Annotated in this window: 24 protein-coding genes, 2 pseudogenes and 1 riboswitch; of the genes and pseudogenes, 23 read left to right on the plus strand and 3 right to left on the minus strand. The window is 37.7% G+C overall.

Features of this window, described 5'->3' with window-relative positions:
* The first annotated feature begins 5 nt into the window (after window positions 1-5).
* The 6 genes and pseudogenes from lpdA to IGK96_RS06530 all read left to right on the plus strand — a co-directional run bounded on the left by lpdA (window position 6) and on the right by IGK96_RS06530 (window position 5,944).
* A complete protein-coding gene (lpdA, locus tag IGK96_RS06505) occupies window positions 6-1,415 on the plus strand; it encodes a dihydrolipoyl dehydrogenase (protein WP_049095385.1) in 1,410 nt (469 codons plus the stop codon).
* A 10-nt stretch (window positions 1,416-1,425) separates the two neighbouring features.
* Window positions 1,426-2,418 carry a thiamine pyrophosphate-dependent dehydrogenase E1 component subunit alpha gene (locus IGK96_RS06510; protein WP_002360226.1) on the plus strand — a complete coding sequence of 331 codons (993 nt, stop codon included), beginning with the start codon at window positions 1,426-1,428 and terminating at the stop codon, window positions 2,416-2,418.
* A gap of 21 nt (window positions 2,419-2,439) precedes the next feature.
* Complete coding sequence (locus tag IGK96_RS06515; RefSeq protein ID WP_002357475.1) at window positions 2,440-3,426, plus strand: alpha-ketoacid dehydrogenase subunit beta; 987 nt, start codon at window positions 2,440-2,442, stop codon at window positions 3,424-3,426.
* A gap of 44 nt (window positions 3,427-3,470) precedes the next feature.
* Window positions 3,471-3,620, plus strand: a pseudogene (locus IGK96_RS06520) (biotin/lipoyl-containing protein); the annotation flags it as partial.
* Window positions 3,621-3,812: 192 nt separating this feature from the next.
* Window positions 3,813-4,748, plus strand: a pseudogene (locus IGK96_RS06525) (dihydrolipoamide acetyltransferase family protein); the annotation flags it as partial.
* Window positions 4,749-4,891: 143 nt separating this feature from the next.
* Window positions 4,892-5,944 (plus strand): PTS sugar transporter subunit IIC, encoded by a 1,053-nt coding sequence (locus tag IGK96_RS06530; protein ID WP_002384478.1) that lies wholly within the window; start codon window positions 4,892-4,894, stop codon window positions 5,942-5,944.
* 8 nt (window positions 5,945-5,952) lie between these two features.
* Here IGK96_RS06530 and IGK96_RS06535 read toward each other — a convergent pair whose 3' ends face one another.
* Window positions 5,953-6,843 carry a LysR family transcriptional regulator gene (locus IGK96_RS06535; RefSeq protein WP_010775861.1) on the minus strand — a complete coding sequence of 297 codons (891 nt, stop codon included), beginning with the start codon at window positions 6,841-6,843 and terminating at the stop codon, window positions 5,953-5,955.
* 176 nt (window positions 6,844-7,019) lie between these two features.
* Here IGK96_RS06535 and IGK96_RS06540 point away from each other — a divergent pair, with 176 nt between their 5' ends.
* From IGK96_RS06540 to IGK96_RS06595, 12 genes are all read left to right on the plus strand, one after another.
* On the plus strand, window positions 7,020-7,961 hold the full coding sequence (locus IGK96_RS06540) for a 2-dehydropantoate 2-reductase (protein WP_002374778.1): 942 nt from the start codon (window positions 7,020-7,022) through the stop codon (window positions 7,959-7,961).
* Window positions 7,962-8,236: 275 nt separating this feature from the next.
* Entirely contained in the window at window positions 8,237-9,088 is an 852-nt protein-coding gene (gene ylqF, locus IGK96_RS06545) for a ribosome biogenesis GTPase YlqF (RefSeq protein WP_002357480.1), read from the plus strand.
* A gap of 1 nt (window position 9,089) precedes the next feature.
* Window positions 9,090-9,857, plus strand: coding sequence for a ribonuclease HII (locus tag IGK96_RS06550; RefSeq protein ID WP_085443111.1), 768 nt, complete (start codon window positions 9,090-9,092; stop codon window positions 9,855-9,857).
* Between the two features lie 60 nt (window positions 9,858-9,917).
* Window positions 9,918-10,781: a DNA-processing protein DprA gene (gene dprA / locus IGK96_RS06555; protein ID WP_002382350.1), complete on the plus strand. Its 864-nt coding sequence runs from the start codon at window positions 9,918-9,920 to the stop codon at window positions 10,779-10,781.
* A gap of 90 nt (window positions 10,782-10,871) precedes the next feature.
* A complete protein-coding gene (locus IGK96_RS06560) occupies window positions 10,872-11,525 on the plus strand; it encodes a CPBP family intramembrane glutamic endopeptidase (protein ID WP_002407055.1) in 654 nt (217 codons plus the stop codon).
* A gap of 184 nt (window positions 11,526-11,709) precedes the next feature.
* A complete protein-coding gene (gene topA, locus IGK96_RS06565) occupies window positions 11,710-13,788 on the plus strand; it encodes a type I DNA topoisomerase (protein ID WP_002357484.1) in 2,079 nt (692 codons plus the stop codon).
* Between the two features lie 107 nt (window positions 13,789-13,895).
* Window positions 13,896-15,203, plus strand: a complete 1,308-nt coding sequence (gene trmFO / locus IGK96_RS06570; protein WP_002357486.1) for an FADH(2)-oxidizing methylenetetrahydrofolate--tRNA-(uracil(54)-C(5))-methyltransferase TrmFO — start codon at window positions 13,896-13,898, stop codon at window positions 15,201-15,203.
* 211 nt (window positions 15,204-15,414) lie between these two features.
* Entirely contained in the window at window positions 15,415-16,314 is a 900-nt protein-coding gene (xerC, locus tag IGK96_RS06575) for a tyrosine recombinase XerC (RefSeq protein WP_002357488.1), read from the plus strand.
* A gap of 28 nt (window positions 16,315-16,342) precedes the next feature.
* Window positions 16,343-16,891 carry an HslVU peptidase proteolytic subunit gene (gene hslV / locus IGK96_RS06580; protein WP_002379472.1) on the plus strand — a complete coding sequence of 183 codons (549 nt, stop codon included), beginning with the start codon at window positions 16,343-16,345 and terminating at the stop codon, window positions 16,889-16,891.
* A gap of 14 nt (window positions 16,892-16,905) precedes the next feature.
* Window positions 16,906-18,309: an ATP-dependent protease ATPase subunit HslU gene (gene hslU, locus IGK96_RS06585; protein WP_085443112.1), complete on the plus strand. Its 1,404-nt coding sequence runs from the start codon at window positions 16,906-16,908 to the stop codon at window positions 18,307-18,309.
* A gap of 20 nt (window positions 18,310-18,329) precedes the next feature.
* Entirely contained in the window at window positions 18,330-19,112 is a 783-nt protein-coding gene (gene codY, locus IGK96_RS06590; protein ID WP_002357492.1) for a GTP-sensing pleiotropic transcriptional regulator CodY, read from the plus strand.
* Between the two features lie 33 nt (window positions 19,113-19,145).
* A complete protein-coding gene (locus tag IGK96_RS06595; protein ID WP_085443113.1) occupies window positions 19,146-20,021 on the plus strand; it encodes an aldose 1-epimerase family protein in 876 nt (291 codons plus the stop codon).
* 69 nt (window positions 20,022-20,090) lie between these two features.
* Here the strand turns inward: IGK96_RS06595 and IGK96_RS06600 are convergent.
* Window positions 20,091-21,235 (minus strand): IS3 family transposase gene (locus IGK96_RS06600; RefSeq protein WP_096397480.1). Its coding sequence is split into 2 segments (ribosomal slippage): window positions 20,091-20,962 and window positions 20,962-21,235, totalling 1,146 coding nucleotides; the frame shifts between segments, so codons are not numbered across the junction.
* 109 nt (window positions 21,236-21,344) lie between these two features.
* Window positions 21,345-21,974, minus strand: a complete 630-nt coding sequence (plsY, locus tag IGK96_RS06605) for a glycerol-3-phosphate 1-O-acyltransferase PlsY (protein WP_002360243.1) — start codon at window positions 21,972-21,974, stop codon at window positions 21,345-21,347.
* A 205-nt stretch (window positions 21,975-22,179) separates the two neighbouring features.
* Window positions 22,180-22,339: riboswitch (cobalamin riboswitch) on the plus strand.
* A 118-nt stretch (window positions 22,340-22,457) separates the two neighbouring features.
* Between plsY and IGK96_RS06610 the strand changes: the two genes are divergently transcribed.
* The 5 genes from IGK96_RS06610 to IGK96_RS06630 all read left to right on the plus strand — a co-directional run bounded on the left by IGK96_RS06610 (window position 22,458) and on the right by IGK96_RS06630 (window position 26,413).
* A complete protein-coding gene (locus tag IGK96_RS06610) occupies window positions 22,458-23,486 on the plus strand; it encodes an ABC transporter substrate-binding protein (RefSeq protein ID WP_002384486.1) in 1,029 nt (342 codons plus the stop codon).
* Window positions 23,479-24,486, plus strand: a complete 1,008-nt coding sequence (locus IGK96_RS06615; protein WP_070415835.1) for a FecCD family ABC transporter permease — start codon at window positions 23,479-23,481, stop codon at window positions 24,484-24,486. The genes IGK96_RS06610 and IGK96_RS06615 overlap by 8 nt, the downstream gene beginning before the upstream one ends.
* Entirely contained in the window at window positions 24,483-25,250 is a 768-nt protein-coding gene (locus IGK96_RS06620) for an ABC transporter ATP-binding protein (RefSeq protein WP_010707556.1), read from the plus strand. Before IGK96_RS06615 ends, IGK96_RS06620 begins: the two co-directional genes overlap by 4 nt.
* Before the next feature lie 141 nt (window positions 25,251-25,391).
* Window positions 25,392-25,835 carry a EutP/PduV family microcompartment system protein gene (locus IGK96_RS06625; protein WP_010707557.1) on the plus strand — a complete coding sequence of 148 codons (444 nt, stop codon included), beginning with the start codon at window positions 25,392-25,394 and terminating at the stop codon, window positions 25,833-25,835.
* On the plus strand, window positions 25,832-26,413 hold the full coding sequence (locus IGK96_RS06630) for a cob(I)yrinic acid a,c-diamide adenosyltransferase (RefSeq protein WP_002365686.1): 582 nt from the start codon (window positions 25,832-25,834) through the stop codon (window positions 26,411-26,413). Before IGK96_RS06625 ends, IGK96_RS06630 begins: the two co-directional genes overlap by 4 nt.
* Window positions 26,414-26,434: the final 21 nt, after the last annotated feature.

Genomic DNA, 26,434 nt, shown 5'->3' on the forward strand with positions numbered 1-26,434 from the left:
TCAAAATGGCGGAACAAACAGATTTACTGATTTTAGGTGGCGGAACAGGAGGCTATGTAGCAGCAATTCGAGCCGCACAAAAAGGGCTAAACGTCACAATTGTTGAAAAATACAAATTAGGTGGCACTTGTTTGCACAAAGGCTGTATCCCTACAAAAGCTTTATTAAGAAGCGCAGAGGTTTTTGATACCTTAAAACAAGCGGCTTCTTTTGGGATTGAAACAGAGGCAGCGTCCATTGATTTTTCTAAAATACAACAACGAAAAGAAGGAATTGTTGAGCAGTTGCACAAAGGTGTTGAAGGCTTATGCAAGAAAAATAAAATCAAAATTTTAGCAGGCGAAGGTGCGATTTTAGGTCCCTCCATTTTTTCACCAGTCTCTGGCGCAGTGGCAGTTACGTTTAATGATCCAACACGAGAAGAAGAAATTATCGTTCCTAAAAATGTCATTATTGCGACAGGCTCTAGTCCTAAAACGTTACCTAATTTGCCATTGGATGAAGAATTTATCTTATCTTCTGATGGGATGCTTGAATTAGAAGAGCTACCAGAATCAATTGCAATTATTGGTGGTGGCGTTATTGGTGTCGAGTGGGCTTCTTTATTAAATAGTTTAGGTGTCAACGTAACTATCATTGAATTTTTGGATCGTTTACTTATAAATGAGAGTGCAACAATTTCTAAAGAATTAAAGAAACGTTTAGAGCAACGAGGAATCAACATTTTATTAGGTAGCAAAGTCCAAGAAGCGAAAGTTACCGGGCAGAAGGTTCAAGTAGAAGTTGCAGGACAAGAAAGCCTCGCTGTTGACAAAGTCATGGTAGCAATTGGGCGTCAACCCAATATCAATAAGTTAGGGTTACAGAATACCTCAGTGAAATATACTGACAAAGGCATTGAAGTAAATGAATTTTATCAAACCACAGAAGGACATATTTATGCGATCGGTGATTGTATCGATACACTCCAACTAGCACATGTGGCTATGAAAGAAGGAGAGTTAGCTGTTCAGCATCTTTTAGGCGAGACAGTTGAACCTTTAAATTATACAAACGTGCCTCGAGGTGTTTATACAAATCCTGAAATAGCAAGTGTCGGCTATACTAGAGAAACTTTACCAGCAGATAAAGAAGTAGTGATTGGTACCTTTAATTTTAATGGTAATGGTAAATCACTTGTTTATGGAGAAACAGATGGCTTTATAGAAGTAATTCGTGACAAGAAGACCGATGATTTATTAGGGGTTTCTATGATTGGGCCACATGTCACGGATTTAATTGCCGAAGCAAGTACTGCCATGTATTTAGATGCCGCGCCCATTGAAATTGGTGAAGCAATCCATGCGCATCCAACAATGACAGAAGTATTGCAAGAAGCAGCCTTAGATACTTATGGCTTAGCGATTCACAAATAGAGAAAGGTTGATGAAAATGAAAACGCTTAAAAAATCGGGTTTATCAAAAGAAGAATTGATTCAGGCATATCGTCAAGTACTACGAGGACGTCGTTTAGACGAACGGTTGTGGCAATTAACAAGGATTGGTAAGACCTCTTTCAATATTTCTGGTCAAGGGGCAGAAGTTGCACAAGTAGCGATGGCGATGGCTTTTGATCCTCAAAAAGATTATTTTTTACCGTATTATCGTGATATGACCGCGTGCTTGGTTTGGGGCATGACCTCCAAAGATATTTTAATGGGTTCTTTTGGAAAAGAAGCGGATCCTTCTTCCCATGGTCGTCAAATGCCGAATCATTATGGTTCAAAAGAGCATAATATTGTTTCCTTCTCTTCAACAGTAAGTACACAAATGCCATTAGCGACAGGTGTTGGTTATGCAGCGCAACTTCAAAAAGCTGATTTTGTTGCATTGACTACCACTGGGGAAGGCTCTGCCAATCAAGGAGAAGTCCAAGAAGCTATGAACTTTGCAGGCGTAAAAAAATTACCAGTCATTTTTGTTGTTGAAAATAATGAATATGCGATTTCTGTCCCAATTGAAGAACAGTATGCCAATAAACGAATGGCCGATCGCGCGAAAGCTTATGGCTTTGAAGGTGTAACCGTTGATGGTAGTGATTTTACTGAAGTCTATCTAGCATTTAAAGAAGCAGTAAAAGCGGCTCGCGGGAAAAAAGGACCAAAATTGATTGAATTAATGGTTTCTCGCTTGACTTCTCATTCCGCTGACGATGATCAATCTGTTTATCGTTCAAAAGAAGAAATTGAAGAGATGAAAAAGAACGATGCAGTGAAGCTTTTTGAAAAACAATTATTAGAAGAGGGCTATTTAACAGACGAAGACATTGCCAAAATTGATGAAGAAATTCGTGCAGAAATCAATCAAGCAACGGATGAAGCAGAAGCAATGCCAGATCCTGTACCGACATCAATTTTAGAAGAAGTGTATGCAAAATAAGAGAAGAGGAGAAGAAATATAATGGCTGAGATGACTTATTTAGAAGCAATTAACTTAGGAATTTCTGAAGAAATGGCTCGTGATGAAAAAGTAGTTATTTTTGGAGAAGATGTCGGCGGCGACAAAGGCGGCGTGTTCGGTGTAACAAAGGGCTTGGCTGCTAAATACGGTGACGAGCGTTGTTTTAATACACCGTTAACAGAAGGCTTAATTGGTGGTTTAGCTGTCGGCTTAGGTTTAATGGGCTATCGCGCAATTGGTGAATTTCAATTTGCGGATTACATTTTGCCTGCAACCAATCAATTGTTATCAGAGGCTCGGACAATGCGCTATAGAACAAAAGGCGATTGGACTGCGCCAATCGTTTATCGGACCCCTTATGGCGGCGGTGTTCGTGGTGGGCTGTATCATTCTCAGTCTACAGAAAAAGTTTTTTGTGGACAACCAGGATTAAGAGTTGTGACCCCCTCTAATCCTTATGATGCAAAAGGGATGATTAAAGCAGCGATTCGTTCCGATGATCCAGTCATTTTTTACGAACATAAGCGTTTATATCGTTTACTAAAAGATGAAGTGCCTGCAGATGATTATATCGTACCAATTGACAAAGCCAATGTCGTTAGAACGGGTAGTGATTTAACCGTGATTAGTTACGGCATGACCTTGCAATTAGCTTTAGCTGCGGCGGAAAAACTAGCCGCTGAAGGAATTGATGCCGAAATCGTCGATGTTCGCTCATTATATCCTTTAGATCGCGAAACATTAGTAGCTGCAGCTAAGAAAACAGGGAAGGTCTTACTCGTAACAGAAGACAATAAAGAAGGCAGCGTGATGAGTGAAATTGCGGCAATGATTTCAGAAGATGCTCTCTTTGATTTAGATGCACCGATTCAACGACTTGCAGGACCTGATTGTCCAAGCATGCCTTATGCATTACCTTTAGAAAGAGAATTTTTAATCAATGAAGAGCAAGTATTAGCAGCAATGAAAGAATTAGCAGAATTTTAATTGAAGCAAGGAGGAAAAAATAAATGGCCACAAAAGAAATCAAAATGCCTCATCTAGGCGAAAGTGTCACAGAGGCAGCCATTGTCCAATGGTTAGTTAAACCAGGAGATTCAGTGAAACGCTATGATCCCTTAATGGAAGTCGTTTCTGATAAAGTCACCACGGAAGTCCCATCAGATTTTGATGGTGTAGTAAAAGAATTTCTGATTTCTCTAGATACAGATGTGCCCATCGGAACAGCGGTGATGACGTTAGAGACAGAAGAAACAACCGAAAAAACAGAAGAAGCTACTTTAGCACCAGTGAAAGAAGCAAGTGCGGAACAAGCACAAGAACATGAAATGGTTGAAACAACAAGCACTGCGACGTCCCATCAAAAAAATAATGGTCGTTATTCCCCAGCAGTCCTTAAAATTGCCCAAGAAAAAAAGATTGATTTAACACAAGTTACAGGGACAGGACGTGATGGTCGGATTACTAGAAAAGATGTCACAAACTTTACACCAACACAGGCAAGAACACCTGAGAAAACAGTGAGTCCAGGAACTAGCCCTTCAATTTCAGAGGAGCCAGTTGCTTCGCAAAATGAAAGCGCCGCAACAGCTAGTCCAACTGAAACAACCACAGATAAAATTGTCTCTGCAGATCCTGTACGTAAAGCAATTGCTAAAAAAATGGTCCAAAGTGTCAACGAAATCCCTCACGCTTGGTTAATGGTGGAAGCGGATGTGACCAACTTAGTCCAACTTAGAAATTCATTAAAAGATGAATTTAAACAACAAGAAGGCCTGTCTCTAAGCTTCTTCCCATTTTTTGCCAAAGCAGTCATTCAAGCGTTAAAGAAAAATCCAAAAATCAATACATCTTGGGATGATGGCTCAATTATTTATCATAAAGATGTTAATTTATCCATAGCTGTAACGACAGACGAGCATCTTTACGTGCCAGTGATTCAACAAGCGGATAACTATTCGATTGCAGGGCTAGCTAAAGAAATCAATCGCTTGGCACAAGAAGTCCGACAAGGAACGCTAGCAAGCAAAGAAATGCAAGGAGGGACCTTTACTCTTAATAATACTGGAACACTAGGTTCCGTCCAATCGATGGGAATTATTAACCATCCACAAGCTGCGATATTACAAGTAGAGTCAATTAATAAACGCCTTGTGCCAACCGCAGATGGAGGCTTTAAAGTGGCAGATATGGTTAACTTATGTCTTTCTATTGATCATCGAATTTTAGATGGACAACAAGCAGGTAAGTTCTTGCGAGATGTTAAAGATAATTTAGCGAAATATAATGCGGATACGGATGTATATTAAAAATCGTTCCTTACTTTAGTTAAATAAAAAGCGCCTCAAAGAAATAAACGCTCTTCTTTGAGGCCGCTCTTTATCTAACAGAAAGTTCAATCATTCTCAAACTTATTCTAAAAAAACAAAAATAATCAATAGGAGTGTTGAAAATGCCCACTGATAAACTGGATGCTCAATTAACCCCAAGAATATTTTTTAACAAAGTGTTAGCTGGAACAGCTTCCGGCACCATTATTGCCTTAATTCCCAATGCTGTATTAGGAGCCATTTTAAAATATTTTGCAGAATACAAGATTATCGAAATGATTATTCATGCGGCGCAAATTTTCCAACTAGCCACCCCTTTAATTATTGGTGGACTGATTGCTTTTCAATTTGGCTTAACGCCACAGAAAATGATGATTGCTGGCGGTGCAGCATTTGCTGGCTCTGGCGTGATTAAATTTAATTCAGAAGTGAAAGGCTTTATTGGTGCAGGCACTGGTGACATCATTAATATTATGATTACCGCTTCTGTTGCAGTCTTACTTTTATTAGTCATCGATAAAAAATTCGGTTCAGTGGAAATCATTGCTTTACCGATCGTTGTTGGAGTAGGTGCAGGCTTGTTTGGCATGTTGATTTACCCATATGTGACACAGATCACGGTCGCCATTGGTAAAGTGATTAACAATTTTACTGATTTCCAGCCAATTATCATGAGTATTTTAATTGCTTGTTCATTTGCTGCACTGATTATTTCACCAATCACTACTGTGGCAATCGGTTTGGCGATTCAGTTGAATGGCTTGTCTGCAGGTGCTGCCGCAATGGGAATTGCAGCCACAACTGTTGTTCTTGTGATTAATTCTTGGAATGTCAACCAATCGGGAGTGACACTGGCTGTCTCTTTGGGCGGTATGAAAATGATGATGCCTAACTTATTTAAATACCCAATTATTTTAATTCCTTGTTTATTTACAGCGACTATTTCAGCAATTCCTGTGGTTCTATTCAACATTTCAGGAACCCCACAATCGGCTGGATTTGGCTTGGTTGGACTCGTGGGGCCACTTGCTTCATTGGATGCGGGCTTAGGGATCTTACCTTTACTCTTTTCTTGGTTTGTTGTTCCAATTGTCGCGGGTTTATTCTCAAAATTCTTATTTGAAAAAGTGTTGAAACTTTATGATAGTAAAGTCGTCTTTGCTTATCAAGGCTAGGCTATCCATTAATTTTCTTTAATGATTTGGATAAAATCTCTAACATCTTCTGTCATACTAAAATCGCGGCGCAAAGCAATGCCGATGGGGAAATAGTCAAACTTATCTTTTAAAGGAATCCATTTCAGTCCCTGACTTTTTCCCACTTCATAATATTCAATCGGTAGCAAACAAATCGAATTATTTTTTTGTAAACTATAAAGAAGTACTTGTAAATCATCGTTATGCAAAATGATATTCGGCTCATAACCGAAGCTCCGAGTCCGATCTAGTAGTAGGCGACCAATCATAAAATTATCACTTAACGATGAAAATCGTTGATCTTTCAAATCTTTAAAAGTTAATTTTTCATGTTGAGAGAGAGGATTTGATTCTGGTACCACGACATAAACATGGTAGCCTTTGGTAGTCGTTTCTAAAGGTTCAATATGAATAATTTCAGGTAAGGTATTTGGGAAAGAAATTAGCCCCATATCAATTTCTTTATTTGCTAACATCGTTTGTAATTTTGGCGAGCCATCTTGCTGTAATATTAAATTCACATGTGGATGGGTTGTTAAAAATCGTGAAATTTCTTTCATAAATTGTACAGCAAATAAAGTAGTTAAGCCTAAACGCAATTGCTTTTTAACTGGTTTCTGGTTCATTTCACGAATATCTGTTACCAATTGATCGAATTGAAAAACAACTTCTTGGCCATGTTCATATAAATAAAGACCTGTATCGGTTAATTGAAACGGTTGATCAGAATGATCAAACAACGCTGTGCCTAACTCAGATTCCATTTTTTTCAATGCTAAAGAAAGTGTTGGTTGGGTGACAAATAAATTGCGAGCGGCCGCCGATAAACTGCGGGTATTAACAATTTCAATGAAGTACTTTAAAAGCTGAATATTCATCAGAAACTCCCTTTCTTTTTAAAAGCGCTTACACAAATGTGCTTGGATAAAAAATAACAAATAGATCACTTATAATATAACATATGTTTTGCCTTTTTATTGCTATAAAAGTAAGAGATAGAGATTTTCTTAGCAGATTTTTACCTAAAAATAAAAAATTGAACGGAGGAAAAGAAATGAAGATTATTATCGCAGGTGCTGGCGCTATGGGCAGTCGTTTTGGACTAATGTTACATCAAGCAGGAAATGACGTTATTTTTGTTGATGGTTGGCCAGAACATATTGAAGCAATAAGAAAAAACGGGTTAGTTGCTGATTTTAATGGCGAAGTGGTGACCGCTAAAATTCCTATCTATCCTCAGACAGAAGTAGCAAGCATCGATTTTACAGCAGACTTAGTTATTCTATTTACAAAAGCAATGCAACTGGAAGGAATGCTTGAAGCATTAGAACATTTCCTTAATAAAAATACGAAAGTTTTATGCTTGTTAAATGGAATTGGGCACGAAGATATTATCAAAAAATACGTGCCATACGAAAATATTTTATTAGGAAACACAATGTGGACCGCTGGGTTAGAAGGACCGGGCAAAGTAAAATTATTTGGCAATGGTTCGATTGATTTACAAAATTTAGGAGCGCAAAGTGAACAAGCAGCAGAAGCAGTCATTAAGGTATTAAATAACGCTGGCTTAAATGCACGTTATTCTGAGAATATTTTATCATCCATTTATAAGAAGGCCTGTGTAAATGGAACAATGAATGGTTTATGTACTTTGTTGGATTGTAATATGGCAGACTTTGGCGAAACAGAGCAAGCAGATCAAATTGTTCAACAAATAGTTAATGAATTTTTAGCAGTCGCTGAAGCGGAACAAGTTACGTTAGATAAACAAGCAGTTCTTCAACAAATCCGCTCGTGTTATAATCGAGAAACAATTGGTTTGCACCATCCATCGATGTATCAGGACTTAATAACCAATCATCGTTTAACCGAAATTGATTATATCAATGGAGCAATTGTTCGCAAAGGGAAAGCTTATGGGATTGCTACACCGTACTGTCAGTTTTTAACAGAGTTAATTCATTGTAAAGAAAATTTACTTCATGCGAAATAACGAGTAAAAACAGAAATATTCTTGAGTCAGGCTTGAGAAGAGCTTGACCTACTTCTTTCTATACTTTGCCAGTGTATAAGTCTGAGACAAAATCCAAAGTGAGTTTGTCTCAGCCTTTTTGTTTTTTAAAGAACACTGCAGAAAATAAATCAAATCCGTGAAAAATATGTTAAACTAGAGAAGGTGTTTTTTCGCAAGAATCTACGCGGAACACAGGACTCGTTGAAGAATTGAATCAAAGAAACAATGTGTTAAAGAAGGGATTTGAACAGATTATGACCATTCAATGGTTTCCCGGCCATATGGCCAAAGCAAGAAGAGAAGTTTCTGAAAAAATCAAATATGTCGATATTGTATTTGAACTAGTTGATGCGCGGTTACCGCTTTCTTCCCGTAACCCAATGATGGACCAAATTGTCCAACAAAAACCAAGATTAGTCCTTTTAAATAAAGGGGACTTAGCAGATAACGACCAAAATAAAAAATGGCAACATTACTTTCAAAAGAAAGGATACCAAACCCTAGTCATCAATGCCCAACAAAATAAAGGAATCAATAAAATTGTGCCAGCAGCCAAGGAAGCGTTAAAAGAAAAATTGGCTCGTGAACAGGCGAAAGGCTTGAAACCGCGTGCGATTCGCGCAATGTGTATTGGGATCCCCAATGTTGGTAAGTCAACTTTAATGAATCGTTTAGTCGGAAAAAAAATTGCGCAAACTGGGAACAAGCCAGGCGTGACAAAAGGACAACAATGGTTACGCTCTGGTTCCCAATTGGAATTACTGGATACACCAGGAATTCTCTGGCCAAAATTTGAAGATGAAGAAATTGGGAAAAAATTAGCTTTAACTGGCGCTATAAAAGATCAATTATTGCATTTAGATGATTTGGCGATTTATGGATTAGAATTTTTTGCACGTTTTTATCCGCAACGTTTGACGGAACGATATGGTTTAACAGAGGAAGAGCTATTTTTACCTGCCCCAGAACAATTGATGTTAATTAGCCAAAAACGTGGTTTTAGAGATGATTATAATCGAGCCAGCGAAATGATTATTTTAGAAATTCGCAGTGGAAAATTAGGTACGTATACTTTGGACCGCTGGGAAGAACTAGGAGACGAATAACATGGTAAAAGAGTCGATTCAGGCAATCAAAGAAGCGCTGTTAACTGTCACTGATGCAACCGATGAACGATTAGCAAGCTGGCGAGAAGATGAACGTTCAGGAGTGCAACAAGCGATCAAACAATGGGAACGTCGCCAGTTAGCCAAAGAAAAAGAATGGCAACTTTTTAAAGAAATGAGTCAATTTGAGGAAGCGGCCTATAAAAAAGGCCATCGTTTAATTGCAGGAATTGATGAAGTAGGCCGCGGACCATTAGCTGGTCCTGTTGTGACAGCTGCAGTTATTTTGCCGAAAGATTGTCAATTATTAGGCTTAAATGATTCAAAAAAACTATCTGCTAAAAAACGGGAAACGTTATATAACCAGATTCAAGAACAGGCTGTCGCTATCGGGTTAGGTATCGCTGATCAAGGAGTCATTGATCAAATTAATATTTATCAAGCAACTAAACAAGCGATGAAAATGGCAATTGACGATTTAGCTTTTGCACCAGATTATTTGTTAATTGATGCAATGCAGTTAGACGTTCCCCAACCACAAGAAAGTTTGATTAAAGGGGATGCACGCTCCATTTCGATTGCAGCAGCCAGTATTATTGCAAAAGTAACAAGAGATCGATTAATGGAAGAATATGATGAATTATATCCTGGATATGGATTTAAAAACAATGCAGGCTATGGAACAAAAGAACATCTTCTCGGGTTAGAAAAATACGGTGTAACACCCATTCATCGACGTACTTTTGCGCCAATAAAAGATATGATTTAAAAATAAAACACTTTTTTTACGTATTCTTATTTTAAGAAGATGTGAAAGAGGTGTTTTTTGTTGGAAATTTTACAACGACAATTATTATTCAAATTAGCGGTATGCCAAGGAATTGGCAATTTAGGTATCTTAAAAGTGTTACAAGAAGCTATCGCACAAAAGCGTGTTGATTTTTCCAGTACAGAAATTATTAGAATTGCTGAAATCAAGAAATATCGTGAATTATTTGAACAATCTTGGTTACACCATACGATTCATAGTGAAGCGTTATATATACGACAATGCCAACACCAATTTATGACAATTTTAGATGCCGTCTATCCTAAATTATTACGAGAAATTTATAATCCACCAGCAATTCTTTTTTATAGAGGAAATTTACAATTGTTGAGCAGAAGGAAAATTGGCATCGTCGGCGCTCGCTATGCCACTTCGTATGGGTTAAGAGTGACTGAAGCTCTGGTTCCTAAAATAGTCAAAGAAGGGTTCACTATCGTCAGTGGTCTTGCCAAAGGTATCGATAGTCGTAGTCATGAGATGGCCATCCAGAACGGGGGTCAGACAATTGGAATTTTAGGCACTGGATTAGATGTATATTATCCGTATGAAAAGAAAGAATTACAGCAAACTATGAAGCAGAATCAGCTTGTTTTAACAGAATATGTGAATGGGAGTGGGCCGAAAAAATATCATTTTCCTGCACGTAATCGCATTATTGCTGGATTATCTTTAGGGGTCTGCGTGATGGAAGCTCGTAAGAATAGTGGCTCTTTAATTACTGCACAAGCGGCGATGGATTATGGGCGCGAGGTATTTGCCGTACCGGGAAGTATTTTCCAGTCTTTTTCAACAGGCTGCCATGAATTAATTCAGGACGGCGCTAAATGTGTTCAGACAATTGATGATATTTGTGAAGAATTGTGACTTTTACTAATTGTGAATTGACAACCTACGTTCACTTCGGTACTATTTAATCAGATTTTAATCTTTTGGTTGGTAGTTAGGAGTGTCTAAATGGAAACGGTTGTTAGAAAAAGATGGTTGTTTGGTATGCAGCTACTGGGCTTTTTGATTTTGGATCAAATTCCTTTGATGATGGTCTCAGTTGTTCAATTTTCTACAGAAAATTTTTGGTTTCGCTTTGTTAGTGGATTAGTGGCTGTTGGACTTGGTGCCTATTTCGTCTATCTATTTGTTGCTTTTTTGAAAAAGAAAAAGCTCATAACTTGGACTTTTTTAGGAATCAAAGAAACCTTGCCAGTGGTCTTGTTAGGTTTGGTGATAATCTTTTGTGTGGGAATACTTGGTGATTTCTTATTACGTCTGGAAGGACTAGAGACGACCTCTAACCAACAAAGTGTTGAAGAAATTGTCCAAGCCATTCCTAAAGGGCTTATACTTATTTTTGCAGGTGTGATTGGGCCAATTTTCGAAGAGGGAATTTTTCGTGTCGGGATTCAAGCGTTTTTCAAGCCAGCTTCAAAAATAGGCATACTCGTTTCTTCTATTTTATTTGCACTTGTGCACACGCCCACAGATATAGGTAGTTTTGTTATTTATTGGGGCATGGGTTTAGCTTTAAGTTGGGTCTATCTACGCACGGGGCGCTTTGAAGCTGCTGTCTTGACTCATTTTGTTTGGAATGTTATAGGTATTTTAATGCTTTAGGATAAAATCTATAAATCATAGGCATTTTTTATTTATAAATTCGGACAGTCAAACAGAAATGACAGAAATGTTAGAAAGCCTAGTCTTGACAAACCTATTCTATATAGCATATGATGTATTACGATTTGTGCGTTTTTTACATATATTATATAGTAGGAAAGCGAACACGAAAGGAGCTAATTGAATGGCCTATAAGTATCTCGTGATTGTAGAATCACCTGCCAAAGCCAAAACAATTGAAAAATATCTAGGAAGAAACTACAAGGTGGTTGCCAGTGTTGGTCACATTCGCGATTTACCAAAAAGTAAAATGGGGATTGATATTGAAAATAATTATGAACCTCATTATATTTCGATTCGCGGAAAAGGCGATGTCATCAAAAGTTTAAAAGCGGCTGCAAAAAAAGCTGAAAAAGTCTATCTCGCAGCCGATCCGGACCGAGAAGGTGAAGCAATTGCTTGGCATTTAGCTTATCTTCTTGGCCTTGATTTAAAAGATAAAAACCGTGTGGTATTCAATGAGATCACTAAAGAAGCAGTAAAAGCGGCATTTAAAGAACCTAGAACCATCAACGTTGATTTAGTTGATGCACAACAAGCACGGCGCATTTTAGACCGTTTAGTTGGATACTCGATTAGTCCTATTTTATGGCGTAAAGTCAAAAAAGGTTTGAGTGCTGGTCGTGTGCAATCTGTTGCTTTAAAAATGATTATTGATCGAGAAAATGAAATTCGAGAATTTAAACCTGAAGAATATTGGAGCATTGATGGGAATTTCCAAAAAGGTCGCAAGAAATTCAAAGCAAATTTCTGGGGCGTAGATGGTAAAAAGAAAAAATTACCAAATGCAGAAGCGGTGAAAGAAATCACTTCTCGAATTGACGGTAAAGATTACGATGTTACAAAAGTTGAGAAAAAAGAACGGAAACGTAATCCTGCATTACCTTTTACAACCAGTAGTTTACAACAAGAAGCGGCACGTAAATTAAATTTCCGTACCCGTAAAACCATGATGGTTGCGCAACAATTGTATGAGGGAATTGCTTTAGGGAAACAAGGCACTGTGGGGCTGATTACCTACATGCGTACAGACTCAACCAGAATTGCCGATTCCGCCAAAGCAGAAGCTGCTGAATTCATTGAAAAGACCTACGGAGATGAGTTCTCAGCACATGGCGGCCGCAAAGCAAAAAATACGCAAGGTGCACAAGATGCCCATGAAGCGGTTCGTCCGTCAAGCGTTTTAAGAACACCTGATGAAATGAAGAAGTATTTAGATAAAGATCAATTAAAATTATATACTCTTATTTGGTCGCGCTTTGTAGCTAGTCAAATGACACCAGCGATTTTAGATACCATGAAGGTCACGCTTCAACAAAACGGCGTAACGTTTATTGCCAATGGCTCCAAAGTGAAATTTAAAGGGTTTATGCAAGTATATGTTGAAGGACGCGATGATGGTAAAGAAGACAAGGAAAATATTTTACCTGAATTAGTGGAAGGTGACGTTGTTAAATCGGTCGATATCGAACCGAAACAACACTTTACTCAACCACCGGCTCGTTTTAGTGAAGCCACGTTAATCCGGACTTTAGAAGAAAATGGTGTGGGCCGACCATCAACATATGCGCCAACATTAGAAACCATTCAACGGCGTTATTACGTGAAGCTAACGAATAAACGGTTTGAACCAACGGAATTAGGTGAAATTGTGAATTCCCTAGTTTCAGAGTTTTTCCCACAAATTGTCGATACACATTTTACAGCGACAATGGAAACGGACTTAGATAAAGTCGGTGAAGGCCAAGAAAAATGGGTTGAAGTTGTCGATCGTTTCTACAAGCCCTTCGAAAAAGAATTAACAAATGCCGAAGAAAAGATTGAAAAAATCCAAATTAAAGATGAACCAGCAGGTTTTGACTGCGAACTATGTGGACATCCAATGGTGATTAAGCTGGGTCGCTACGGGAAATTTTATGCATGTAGTAATTTCCCAGATTGTCGGAATACAAAAGCGATTGTCAAAGAAATTGGCGTGACGTGTCCTGTGTGTCACGAAGGACAAGTTATCGAACGCAAATCAAAGAAAAATCGGATTTTCTATGGCTGTAGTCGGTACCCAGAGTGTGACTTCACTTCTTGGGACAAACCAGTAGGCCGACCATGTCCAAAATGTGGGCAATATTTAGTAGAGAAAAAAGTTAAAGGCGGCAAACAAGTCGTTTGTATCAATGGCGATTATGAAGAAAACGTCCAAAAATAAGAAAAATTGAGACCGAAGAATTTACTTCGGTCTTCTCTTTTAGTAAAATGAATTGAGTTTGTAAGAGACAGCTCTTAACTTCTTGACATAGAAAGGAATTTTTATACATGACAAAAAAAGTCACAATTATTGGTGCCGGTTTAGCCGGAAGTGAAGCGGCATGGCAAGTGGCCAATGCTGGCGTACCAGTTGATTTATATGAAATGCGCCCTGTCAAAAAGACACCAGCGCATCAAACAGAAAATTTTGCAGAGTTAGTTTGTTCTAATTCATTACGTGGAAATAGTTTAACCAATGCGGTAGGTGTTTTGAAAGAAGAAATGCGCCGTTTAAATTCAATCATTATTGGTAGTGCAGATCAAACCGCTGTACCAGCTGGCGGCGCCTTAGCAGTTGACCGTGATTCTTTTTCTGAAACAATCACTGAAAAAATTAAAAGTCATCCATTAATTACAATCAAAAATGAAGAGATCACTGATATTCCGGAAGGGATTGTAATTATTGCAACGGGGCCCTTAACCTCTGAAAGCTTATCTCAAAAAATTCAAGAATTTAATGGTTCTGAAGGCTTTTATTTTTACGATGCAGCAGCACCAATTATTGATAAATCAACAATTGACATGGATAAAGTTTATTTAAAATCTCGTTATAACAAAGGGGAAGCGGCTTACTTAAATTGTCCGATGACTGAAGAAGAGTTCAATGCTTTTCATGAAGCGCTAGTCAATGCAGAAGTGGTTCCTTTACGCACGTTTGAAAAAGAGAAGTTTTTCGAAGGCTGTATGCCCATCGAAGTAATGGCGCAACGTGGCATTAAAACCATGTTGTTTGGCCCAATGAAACCTGTCGGACTAGAAGACCCTAAAACAGGTAAACGCCCTTATGCTGTAATTCAATTACGTCAAGACAATGCTGCAGCTTCTTTATACAATATTGTTGGTTTCCAAACGCATTTAAAATGGGGTGAACAAAAACGAGTATTCCGTATGATTCCGGGATTAGAAAATGCTGAATTTGTTCGCTATGGCGTCATGCACCGTAATAGTTTTATGAATTCTCCAGAGTTGCTAAAACCAACCTACCAATCAAAAAAACGTGACGATCTGTTTTTTGCTGGACAAATGACTGGTGTTGAAGGATATGTTGAAAGCGCGGCAAGTGGTTTACTCGCAGGTATTAACGCAGCTCGTCTTGCCAAAGGGGAAGAGCCGATTGAATTCCCTCGCGAAACGACTTTAGGAAGTATGGCTTATTATATTACACATGCAGAAGGCAAACATTTCCAACCAATGAATGCAAACTTTGGGCTTTTCCCAGAGTTACCTGAACGAATTCGTGACAAAAAAGAACGCTATGAAGCAATTGCTAATCGGGCCTTAGATGTCCAAGCTCAAGTTATCCAATCTTTAGACTAAATTAGAAAAAATATGAGAAAAGACCGAGCATCATTGCTAAGAAATGCGATGATACTCAGTCTTTTAATTTTTAGAAAAAAATAACAAAAGCTAAAGAATAGTTAAAATTGTGAACATATTTAGAAATATTGATTAAATTCTGACAACTTAATTGTCTTTTGAAAAAGGTTATGCTAAAGTTACTTTGTAATCGAATGAGGAGGGCTATCACATGGAAGAAAAGAATTGGCCTGAGTTATTTGCTCGTTATCTTATTGTCGAAAGAGGCTATTCAGAAAAAACAAAAAAAGCATATCAAGAAGATATACAACATTTTTTTTCGTTTTTAAAGACTTCAGGTAATGACAATTATTTGACTGTAGAACATTTGGATGTTCGGGCTTATTTGAGCGAATTATATGATCAGGAATATAGCCGCAATTCGATTAGTCGAAAAATTGCCAGTTTGCGTTCTTTTTATCAATTCTTATTAAAAAATGAAGCAATCCAAGAAAATCCTTTTTCCTATGTTCATATGAAAAAGAAACAGTTACGGTTGCCCCGTTTTTTTTATGAAAAAGAAATGGATGCATTATTTGAGAGCGCACAAGGGGAGCAACCGCTTGATTTGAGAAATCAAGCGTTGCTAGAAGTTCTGTATGGGACTGGTATTCGGGTCAGTGAATGCGCGAACTTAACGGTGGACGCAGTTGACTTTCAAGCTTCTGTTTTATTGGTTCACGGAAAAGGAAATAAAGATCGCTATGTGCCTTTTGGTTCATTTGCACAAGACGCCTTAAAGGATTACTTAGAGAATGGCCGCGCGCTATTAATGACAAAATATCAAAAAAAGCATCCGTATGTCTTTGTTAATCATCATGGTGAACAAATCACGCCAACAGGGATTGAATATGTCTTAAACCAACTAATTAAAAAAAGTTCATTAAATGCGGAAATTCATCCCCACATGTTACGCCATACATTTGCGACACACTTATTAAATAATGGCGCCGATATGCGGACAGTTCAAGAATTATTAGGACATGCTAATTTATCAACAACTCAGATATATGCGCATGTGACAAAAGAAAGTTTACAAAAAAATTATCGAACGTTTCATCCTCGTGCATAATGGAGGGAAACGTCTAGGAGGAACAACAATGGTTGAATCACAATTTCACTCTACAACAATTTGTGCAGTCGAAAAAGATGGAAAATTTGCAATGGCTGGTGACGGCCAAGTAACAATGGGGGAATCTGTCGTTATGAAAGGTACGGCCAAAAAAGTGCGCCGTATTTACAATGATGAAGTCGTTGTCGGTTTTGCAGGAAGTGTGGCAGATGCCTTTACATTAGAAGAAAAGTTTGAAGGAAAATTAAATGAATACAACGGAAACTTAACGAGAGCTGCGGTTGAGTTAGCCCAAGAGTGGCGGACACAACAGTCTATGCAAAAATTAGAAGCTATGCTGATTGTGATGAATAAGGAAGAAATGCTCTTAGTTTCAGGAACTGGGGAAGTCATCACACCAGACGATGGTATTTTAGCAATTGGTTCTGGCGGTAATTTTGCTTTGTCCGCTGCAAGAGCCATGAAAAACTTTGGTGATAAAGAAATGTCAGCGAAAGAGATTGCTAAAAATGCCTTAAATATTGCTGCAGATATCTGTGTATTTACGAATCATAATATCATTGTAGAAGAATTATAAGCGAGGGAAAATCCATGAATGAATTAAACAAAACACCAAAAGAAATAGTCAAAGAACTAGATCAATATATTGTTGGACAGCAAGCTGCCAAAAAATCAGTGGCGGTAGCTTTACGTAACCGCTATCGTCGCTTGCAATTAGAAGAAAATATGCAACAAGATATTACGCCTAAAAACTTACTAATGATTGGACCAACAGGTGTTGGTAAAACTGAGATTGCTCGTCGTCTCGCAAAAATTGTCAATGCGCCTTTTGTAAAAGTTGAAGCAACCAAATTTACAGAAGTAGGCTATGTCGGTCGGGATGTCGAATCAATGGTTCGGGATTTAGTAGAAAATGCGATCCAAATTGTTGAAAAACAACAATACAGTCGCGTGTACGCGCAAGCGTTGAAAAAGGCCAATCAACGTTTAGTCAAAGTATTAGTGCCTGGAATTAAAAAAGAACAAAAACAGGCTGGCGGTAATCAATTTGAACAAATGATGAACATGTTTAACATGGCTCAGAAACAGCAAGAAGCACAAGAAGAAGTAACGGAAGATATTCGAACGAATCGCCGAACAATTTTAGAACAGCTGGAAAAAGGTCTATTAGATAATCGTGAAGTAACAATTGAAATTGAAGAACCGAAGAAAACGATGCCAGCTATGAACAATGGCCTAGAACAAATGGGTATCGACTTAAATGAAACGTTAGGCGCTCTGTCACCAAAGAAAAAAATCGAACGTACTGTAACGGTGAAAGAAGCACAAGAATTATTAGTGAAAGAAGAATCAGCAAAAATTGTCAATGACGCTGATATCCATAGTGAAGCGATTCGTTTAGCTGAATCAAGCGGAATTATTTTTATCGATGAGATTGATAAAATCACCTCCAAAAGTCAACAAAATTCGGGCGAAGTCTCTCGTGAAGGAGTACAAAGAGACATTTTGCCGATTGTTGAAGGCTCTCAAGTTAACACGAAGTATGGTCCTTTACAAACGGATCACATTTTATTTATCGCTTCAGGTGCTTTCCACTTGTCAAAACCAAGTGACTTGATTCCAGAATTACAAGGCCGCTTCCCAATTCGAGTTGAATTAGATGATTTAACGGCGGATGACTTCGTAAGTATCTTAACTGAGCCAAATAATGCTTTAATTAAACAATATGTAGCATTAATTGGCACAGAAAATGTTTCAGTCATCTTTACAAAAGAAGCAATTGAACGGTTAGCACACATCGCTTATGATGTAAACCGTGATACAGATAATATTGGGGCGCGTCGTTTACACACAATTTTAGAACGTTTATTAGAAGATTTATTATATGAAGCACCAGATATGCAAATGGGTGAAATTACGATTACCGAAGCATATGTCAATGAAAAATTGAATGACATTGTTCAAAATGAAGATTTAAGTCGTTACATCTTATAAAAAAGGCTGGAGGAGAAAAGATGGCTACATTATTAGAAAAAACACGTCAAGTGAACGAGCTTTTGCAAAAAAATAATTTGTTTGACGTACAAGCAGAACTTCCGTACAACAAAATGGCAATGATTTTAGGGGATATTTTAGAAAGTAATGCGTATATTATTAGCAGTTCAGGGGATTTGTTGGGGTATACTGAAAAATTAGATGTTAATAATGCCCGTATCAAAAATATGTTTAAAGAGAAAAAATTTCCTCAAGGATACACCGAGGCCGTGGATATGCTCAAAGTAACCGAAGCCAATATTCCAATAGATAGTGATTTAACTGCATTTCCTTTTGAATCACGAGAGCTGTATCCGTTTGGGTTAACCACTATTGTACCTTTGTACGGTGCTGGCAAACGCTTGGGTACGATTATTTTAGCGCGTGTTGAAAAATCCTTTAACGAGGATGATTTAGTGTTAGCTGAATATAGTGCGACCGTTGTCGGCATGCAAATTTTGTATCATCAATCCAGAACAATTGAAGCAGAAGTTCGCAGTGCGACTGCCGTGCAAATGGCCATCAACACTCTTTCCTATAGTGAATTAAAAGCCGTCCACGCCATTTTTGAAGCCTTAGATGGCGAAGAAGGTCGTTTAACTGCTTCAAGTATTGCAGATGAAATAGGCATTACTCGTTCCGTAATTGTGAATGCCTTAAGAAAATTAGAATCAGCTGGCATTATTGAATCACGTTCTCTTGGTATGAAAGGGACTTATTTAAAAGTGTTAAATCAACAATTTATTAAAGAGTTGGAAAAATAAGCAATTGCTCGTATCAACTAGGAGGACAACGCAATGACTGTACAAATTGAAAATGAATTTCTAATCGCAACATTTGCTGAAGAAGGAGCAGAATTAGTAAGTTTACAATCAAAAGAAACCGGCATTGAATATATTTGGCAAGGAAATCCTGAATTTTGGGCCCGCCATGCGCCCGTACTTTTTCCGATTGTCGGTCGTCTAAAAGAAGATACGTATATGTACCAAAATCAAGCGTATCATTTAACTCAACATGGTTTTGCTCGTGATCAAGTATTTGATGTGATCGAAAAAGGCGCAGAAGAAGTTTCTTTTTCACTAAAATCAACAAAAGAAACCAAGAAAAAGTATCCTTTTGATTTTGAACTAGTGATTACTTATACATTAGAACATCAAGAATTGACTGTAAACTACCAAGTAGAAAACACAGGGAAAGAAGAGATGTATTTTGGGATTGGTGGTCATCCAGCCTTTAATGTACCTTTAGAATCTTCACTAACGTTTGAAGATTATTATCTAAGTTTTTCACCTAAAAAATCACGGACACAAATTCCCTTAGCAGGCCCGTTTATTGATTTAGCGAATAAAACGCTAGCCCAAACGAATACCAGCTTTGACTTAACGCATCAATTATTTGAAAATGATGCAATGATTTTTGAAACAAAAGGTCAAACAGCAATTACGATTGCCACAGACGAAAGTGAGCATCAAGTCACTTTGAGTTATCCAGAAATGCCTTTTGTGGGGATTTGGTCACCGACACCGAAAGAAGCACCTTTTGTCTGTATCGAACCTTGGTGCGGGATTGCTGATGCTGTCGATGCAACTGGCCAACTTGCTGAAAAATTTGGCATCAATAAGTTACCAGCTAACGAACTATTTAAAACACAGTATATGATTAGTGTAAAATAAAGAAAAAGGCTGTGAACATTATTTGGGAACTGACCTAAGATTGTGAGACAGGAATAAAAAAGCATTTTCCTAGACTGCTGATTTCCGATAATCTATCGGCGATTGGTAGTCTAGTTTTTGTTGAATTCGACTTTCATTATAATAAGTAATGTATTTTTTTACAATTTCTATTACAATAGATGTAGGTTCATTTGTGAGCCCATCTAAGTAGAACGTTTCAGACTTTAGTGAGGCATGAAACGATTCGATGCAGGCATTATCTGAAGGTGTCCCTTTGCGGGACATACTCATGGTAATGCCTTTTGTTTTTATTTGATTCTGGTAGTCAAAAGAAGTATAAACAGAGCCCTGATCACTATGCAATAGACAATCCGTTGTTTGGGGCAATTGATCAAGTGTATCCAGAACAAAAGCCGTATCTTGCTTATCACCGATGGTATAGGCAATAATTTCACCATTGTATAAATCCATAATTGAAGACAAATACAATTGCTTTTGACCAAAAGGCAGATAAGTAATATCTGTTACCAATTTCTTTAAAGGAGCGTCTGAAGAAAATTGTCTATTTAGCTTGTTCTCGACAACCGTGTAAGGTTGTCCCACTTTACTGCGTTTCTTCATTTTCACGCGACAATTCCAATGATATTTCTGCATAATCTTTTGTACGGTGTTTTTGTTTACTTTGTATTCCTGATTAATCAACGCAGTAATCTTTCGATAGCCATATCGAAACTTATGTTGGAAGCAAAGTCGACGAACAGCTTCTTCAAGAGGTGTTAACTTTCCCAAGTCTTTTCGATGAGTCCAACGATAATAAGTAGCTCGCGAAACGCCGAAAAGTTGACACAATGCAGTAATGGTTATTTTTCCTTTCATTCTTTTAACTAATTCTACAAATATTTCTGGCTCCACGTCCTTTCCAATTCTTTGTACTTTTTTAGCACCTCAATATGCATTTTTAAATAGTTATTTTCATTTCTAAGCTGTTGTTCATTTGATAGAATTTCTGGACCTTTTCCATAAGCATATTGTTTTCCAACGGGTTGAACCAGACGATGATTCTCGCCATTACGGTACCAACGCCACCATGTTTCAATTTGTGTTTTGTTTTTAATTCCTAATTCTGCCATAATTATTTTTACAGGAATATTCTCTTTTTTCATCTGTATAGCCATTTCTTTGATGTGAATCGGATAAGAAACTCGATTTCCCATTGAAAAAGCACCTCCTAGTTAAATTCATTTTAACGTGAATTCAACAAGAGGTGCTTTTTTATTTTGTCTCAGTTTATTGGGTCAGTTCATTTGTTCACAGCCTTTTTCTTTATTTTTTTGCACGTAAGCCAAAAGAGAGGCGACTTTCTGTTCCATTTTTAATTCGCTGAATGTTTTCACGATGACGGACAAAGATAAAAGTAGTCAAAGCAATCGCAATCACGGTTAATAACCAGTTAAATGTTGGTAAAATAGCTGGGACAGTGAAAGGCAAAATAATAGTAGAAAGTGTAATTAGTACAGCGCTAATCATACTTGTTAAACTCACCATACTGGTTAGATACAGACAAATCACAAAAATAAGAGCAGAATAAATAAAAAATGTGGGGCTGTATGCTAATAACATGCCAGCGCTAGTGGCTACGGCTTTACCACCTTTGAAATTGGCAAAAATAGGGAAGGTATGCCCTAAAACAGCTGCTACCCCAAAGAAGAGTGGGTTCACGCCTTGTAAACCAAACAAATAGGGTAATGAAGTGGCTAACGTTCCTTTCAAGATATCCATTAATAATACCGTGATTCCGGCAGGTTTCCCTAAGACACGAAATGTATTGGTTGTTCCTGTATTCCCACTCCCAAATTGGCGTATATCTTTTTTAAAGAAAAGTTTGCCAATCCAAACACCTGAGGGAATCGAACCTAATAAATAGGCAACAAGTAACAAAATGACGATTTTCATCAAGTTAACCTCTTTCTTATTCAAACTAGGATTTATTTTATCATGAATAGAAAAACGGAACAACGTCTAATAACTAAAACAAGAAAAGTTTTTCTTTTGCTTGAGGAAGCGTTGACAAATGGTTGATAACCGTTATAATAAATGTGTGTCATTAGACAAAGACGTCTAATCACTGGTTTGAAAATTAGTTATCAACGAAGATACAATATATATGTACTTATGAAGTGTCAGGGAAAGAGGTGCGAATCCTCTACAGACCTACCTACTGTATGGTGGATGAAACCAATAAGACCACAGATTATTCTGGAAGGATTGGGAGTAAGAAGAAGCTAAGTCAGGATACCGGCTTGATAAGTCTAATCATTCTTTTGTAGGAAAAAGAAGGGGCTTTGAAGATAACTGGCTGAGTATATCATTAGCATAGTTAAGTGACTGCTTTTTTTCTATTGGAGAAAAAAGTGGTTTTTTTGTATTGTTTTGACGTTGAGACAAAGGAGGTTCATTTCAGAAAATTTTCCCCAAAATAAAATAGACGAATGCGAGGATGAAAAAATGAAAAAATTTACTTTAACAATGATGACTTTAGGTTTAGTAGCAACACTTGGCTTAGCAGGGTGTGGTAAACAGGAAAAGAAAGCAACTACCTCTTCTGAAAAAACAGAAGTAACGTTACCAACCAAAGACCGTAGCGGCAAAGAAATTACTTTACCCAAAGAGGCAACCAAAATTATTTCCCTAGTGCCATCAACAACAGAAGTGATTGAAGACTTAGGTAAAACCGATCAATTAATCGCAGTTGATACTCAAAGTAGCACAATGATGACTGATTTAAAAAAATTACCACAAATGGATATGATGGCTGTCGATGCCGAAAAATTGATTGCCTTGAAACCACAAATTGTTTATGTGAATGACATCAATTTAGCTAGCTCAGAAAGTGTTTGGAAACAAGTGGAAGATGCTGGAATTACAGTCGTTAACATCCCCACTAGTACAAGTATCAAAGCAATCAAAGAAGACGTCCAATTCATCGCGGATAGCTTATCCGAACATGAAAAAGGACAAAAGTTAATCAAAACAATGGATCAAGAAATCGACGAAGTGGCCAAAATTGGTAAAACCATTAAAAAACCAAAAACTGTTTTGTTTGAAGTAGCTGCCTTACCAGACATTTACAGCTTTGGTAATGGGACGTTTTTAAATGAAATGATTGAAACAATTGGGGCAAAAAATGTTTTGGCAAATGAAAAAGGCTGGTTACCAGTGACAGAAGAAGCGGCCATTGCTGCAAAACCAGAAGTCATTTTAACCAATGTTAACTATATGAAAGATCCCGCCAAAGAAATTTTAGCTCGTAAAAACTGGGAAAACGTTCCTGCAGTTCAAAACAAAGAAGTTTTCGAAATCGATAACATGTCTAGCTCTTTACCAAATAACCACATTACCAAAGCATTAAAACAAATGGCAAAAGCTGTTTATCCAGAGGAATACAAGGATTTAAAAGATGAGTAAAAAAACGTGTCTCATACTGATGCTCTTGATCAGTATGAGCATGCTCTTTTTGGGTATTAAAATTGGAAGTGTTCAGATTTCGTTAACGGATTTGCTTCAAATTTTAGTGAAAAAGACGGTTTCAGAAGACGGGATTTTAGAGGGAATCATCTGGAATGTACGGTTACCGCGTGTCGTGATGGCCTATCTCGTGGGCGCAGGCTTAGCAGTAAGTGGCACGGTGATGCAATCACTCTTAGGTAATCCTTTAGCTTCTTCATATACTTTGGGCGTATCAGCGGGAGCATCCTTAGGCGCTGCGTTAATCATGGTAACTGGAGTAACTGCTTCGATTTTAGGGGCATTTTTATTGCCTTTAACTGGTTTTATCTTTGGCTTAGCAACGGTCTTTTTAGTTTTGTTATTTACGCAAACAATGGATAGTCAAATGTCTAATCAAACAGTTGTTTTAGTGGGGATGATTATGACCTTGTTTGTCGGTGCTATTTTGACGTTGATTACAGCACTTTTCCAAGATTATTTGAAACAATTAGTCTTTTGGCAAATGGGTAGTTTTTCTGGCAGTAATTGGCAAAAAATTGCTATTTATTGTCCAATCTTGCTTGTCAGCAGTTTGTTTCTTTGGTTTGATGCCAACGCATTGGATGTTCTTGGCTTAGGAGAAGAACATGCGATGTTAGCGGGAGTAGAAGTCAAAACAGCAAAACTACGCATTATTCTTTTGGCTAGTTTACTAGCAGGAAGTGCGGTTTCATTTGTCGGTGTGATTGGTTTTGTTGATTTAATAGCGCCACATATTGTCCGTCGCTATCTAGGGGCGACTCATCGCTGGCTGATTCCCGGTTCAGCAATCTTAGGTGGGACCATCATGGTACTAGGGGACACAATTGCCCGCACGATTTTATCACCAAGAGAAATTCCCATCGGGGCCGTAACAGCCTTGATTGGAGCGCCATTCTTCTTGTATATTTACTTTAAAAAAAGGGGCGTTGCTACATGATTGAATTAAAAAAAACAGCTGTAACACTCCAACAAACCCCCATTTTAAAAGATATTTCCCTAGTTTTTCCGACAGGTAGTAAAACTTGTATTTTAGGTCCAAATGGTTGCGGTAAAACGACACTTTTAAAAACGATTGCCGGACTTGTCCCTTATAGTGGTTCTGTTTTAATTGATGGTCAAGAAGTTCATGGACAAAAGCGGAAGGAATTGGCAACGAAAGTAGCGATGATGAGTCAATTCACGACAGTTGCTTTTGATTATACGGTCTACGAAACAGTTTTGATGGGGGCGTATCGACAACAAGCAAAACGTTTTTTACCTATTGTTTCTAAACAAGAAAAAGAACGAGTCCTTTATTATATAGAACGCACGGGTTTATTGCCTTTAAAAGATAAAGTTGTCAATCAGCTTTCAGGAGGACAACAACAACGAGTATTTTTGGCTAAATTATTTGTACAAGATCCAGAAATTATTTTATTGGATGAACCCAATAATCATTTGGATATTCGGTATCAACAAGAATTGATTCAGCAGTTAAATGAGTGGAGTGCGCAAGAAGGGAAAACGTTAATCGGGGTGTTTCATGATATCCGTTTAGCGTTAACGCTAAGTGAAAAAATTGTGTTTATGAAGCAAGGGAAAGTGGCCGCGCAAGGTGATTTTCAAACGTTGGCTTCAAAAGAATTTTTACAAACAATTTTTGAAACAGATATTGTCTCCTATTTTCAGAAACAACATAAAGTTTGGGAAACTATTCAATAATTTTGACAAGTTTTTTGGAAACAGGTAAGATAAAGGCAAAGAATCAGAAACACAATGGCGTGTTTTAACAAATCGGCAAAGGAGCCCAAGACTAAGTACGTGATGGTACTTGCTTTGGGCTCCTTTTTTATGGAGGTAGCGATGAAACGAATCATTTTAATGGGAGCTATCGGGTGTGGCAAAACCACGTTATGTCAAGCTCTGCAAGGCAAAGAATTAATTTATGATAAAACACAGGCGGTGGAATTTCATGCAGAAATGATTGATACACCGGGCGAGTTTATTTTGCATCGGCAATATTATAATGCGTTAAACGTCACAGCGGCAGAAGCAGATGTGATTGGTTTGGTTCAAAGTGCTGTAGAAACACAACAAGTTTTTTCACCAGGATTTGGTAGTATTTTCCCGAAAGAAATCATTGGTATTTTAACCAAGATTGATTTAGCACAAGATTCTCAGCAGTTAGAGATTGTTCGGCAACAATTAAAAAGTGCGGGTGCAACAAGAATTTTTGAAATTTCTTCTGTTGAAAAAATTGGCTTGCAAGAATTAGTAGATTATTTAGAGGAGGATGAAGCAGAATGAAAATTTATACAAAAACTGGCGATAAGGGAATGACGAAATTAGTCGGCAGCTCAACCGTCGCTAAGGATTCTGATCGAGTTGAAAGTTATGGAACGATTGATGAATTGAATTCTTGGGTCGGCTATATTATCAGCCAACTTCCACAAGAAAATCAAGAAATTAAAGAAGAACTAGAAGCTTTACAACATTTACTTTTTGATGCGGGAACAGATTTGTCAACACCGATTGAAGCACAACGACCATTTAAATTACAAAAGGCAAGTGTGCATTGGCTAGAACAGCGGATTGATTTCTACACTGCACAATCACCAGATATTGATCGTTTTATTTTACCTGGCGGAACCCCAGCAGCCAGTATGGTTCATGTGGCTCGGACGATTGCACGGCGCGCAGAACGCATCATTGTTCGTTTAAATTGGACAGCCAAAATTAACGAAGAGGTATTAATTTTTACCAATCGTTTATCAGATTATTTTTATGCGTTGGCTCGCTATTTAAATGTTCAAGCACAACGACCTGATGTTTTTTATGAACGAAGCGAAAAGGTTTTCCATAAAATTAAAGAAGATGGATTGTAAACAGTTGCTTTTCTAAAAAAC

This window comes from Enterococcus sp. DIV0682, assembly GCF_051712685.1.
Lineage (GTDB): Bacteria > Bacillota > Bacilli > Lactobacillales > Enterococcaceae > Enterococcus > Enterococcus faecalis.

Excerpts from the sequence above, each read along its gene's own strand:
- lpdA (WP_049095385.1), top strand. The coding sequence starts at position 6 with ATGGCGGAACAAACAGATTTACTGATTTTAGGTGGCGGAACAGGAGGC.
- IGK96_RS06510 (WP_002360226.1), top strand. The coding sequence starts at position 1,426 with ATGAAAATGAAAACGCTTAAAAAATCGGGTTTATCAAAAGAAGAATTG.
- IGK96_RS06515 (WP_002357475.1), top strand. The coding sequence starts at position 2,440 with ATGGCTGAGATGACTTATTTAGAAGCAATTAACTTAGGAATTTCTGAA.
- IGK96_RS06530 (WP_002384478.1), top strand. The coding sequence starts at position 4,892 with ATGCCCACTGATAAACTGGATGCTCAATTAACCCCAAGAATATTTTTT.
- IGK96_RS06535 (WP_010775861.1), bottom strand. The coding sequence starts at position 6,843 with ATGAATATTCAGCTTTTAAAGTACTTCATTGAAATTGTTAATACCCGC.
- IGK96_RS06540 (WP_002374778.1), top strand. The coding sequence starts at position 7,020 with ATGAAGATTATTATCGCAGGTGCTGGCGCTATGGGCAGTCGTTTTGGA.
- ylqF (WP_002357480.1), top strand. The coding sequence starts at position 8,237 with ATGACCATTCAATGGTTTCCCGGCCATATGGCCAAAGCAAGAAGAGAA.
- IGK96_RS06550 (WP_085443111.1), top strand. The coding sequence starts at position 9,090 with ATGGTAAAAGAGTCGATTCAGGCAATCAAAGAAGCGCTGTTAACTGTC.
- IGK96_RS06560 (WP_002407055.1), top strand. The coding sequence starts at position 10,872 with ATGGAAACGGTTGTTAGAAAAAGATGGTTGTTTGGTATGCAGCTACTG.
- topA (WP_002357484.1), top strand. The coding sequence starts at position 11,710 with ATGGCCTATAAGTATCTCGTGATTGTAGAATCACCTGCCAAAGCCAAA.
- trmFO (WP_002357486.1), top strand. The coding sequence starts at position 13,896 with ATGACAAAAAAAGTCACAATTATTGGTGCCGGTTTAGCCGGAAGTGAA.
- xerC (WP_002357488.1), top strand. The coding sequence starts at position 15,415 with ATGGAAGAAAAGAATTGGCCTGAGTTATTTGCTCGTTATCTTATTGTC.
- hslV (WP_002379472.1), top strand. The coding sequence starts at position 16,343 with ATGGTTGAATCACAATTTCACTCTACAACAATTTGTGCAGTCGAAAAA.
- hslU (WP_085443112.1), top strand. The coding sequence starts at position 16,906 with ATGAATGAATTAAACAAAACACCAAAAGAAATAGTCAAAGAACTAGAT.
- codY (WP_002357492.1), top strand. The coding sequence starts at position 18,330 with ATGGCTACATTATTAGAAAAAACACGTCAAGTGAACGAGCTTTTGCAA.
- IGK96_RS06595 (WP_085443113.1), top strand. The coding sequence starts at position 19,146 with ATGACTGTACAAATTGAAAATGAATTTCTAATCGCAACATTTGCTGAA.
- plsY (WP_002360243.1), bottom strand. The coding sequence starts at position 21,974 with ATGAAAATCGTCATTTTGTTACTTGTTGCCTATTTATTAGGTTCGATT.
- IGK96_RS06615 (WP_070415835.1), top strand. The coding sequence starts at position 23,479 with ATGAGTAAAAAAACGTGTCTCATACTGATGCTCTTGATCAGTATGAGC.
- IGK96_RS06620 (WP_010707556.1), top strand. The coding sequence starts at position 24,483 with ATGATTGAATTAAAAAAAACAGCTGTAACACTCCAACAAACCCCCATT.
- IGK96_RS06625 (WP_010707557.1), top strand. The coding sequence starts at position 25,392 with ATGAAACGAATCATTTTAATGGGAGCTATCGGGTGTGGCAAAACCACG.
- IGK96_RS06630 (WP_002365686.1), top strand. The coding sequence starts at position 25,832 with ATGAAAATTTATACAAAAACTGGCGATAAGGGAATGACGAAATTAGTC.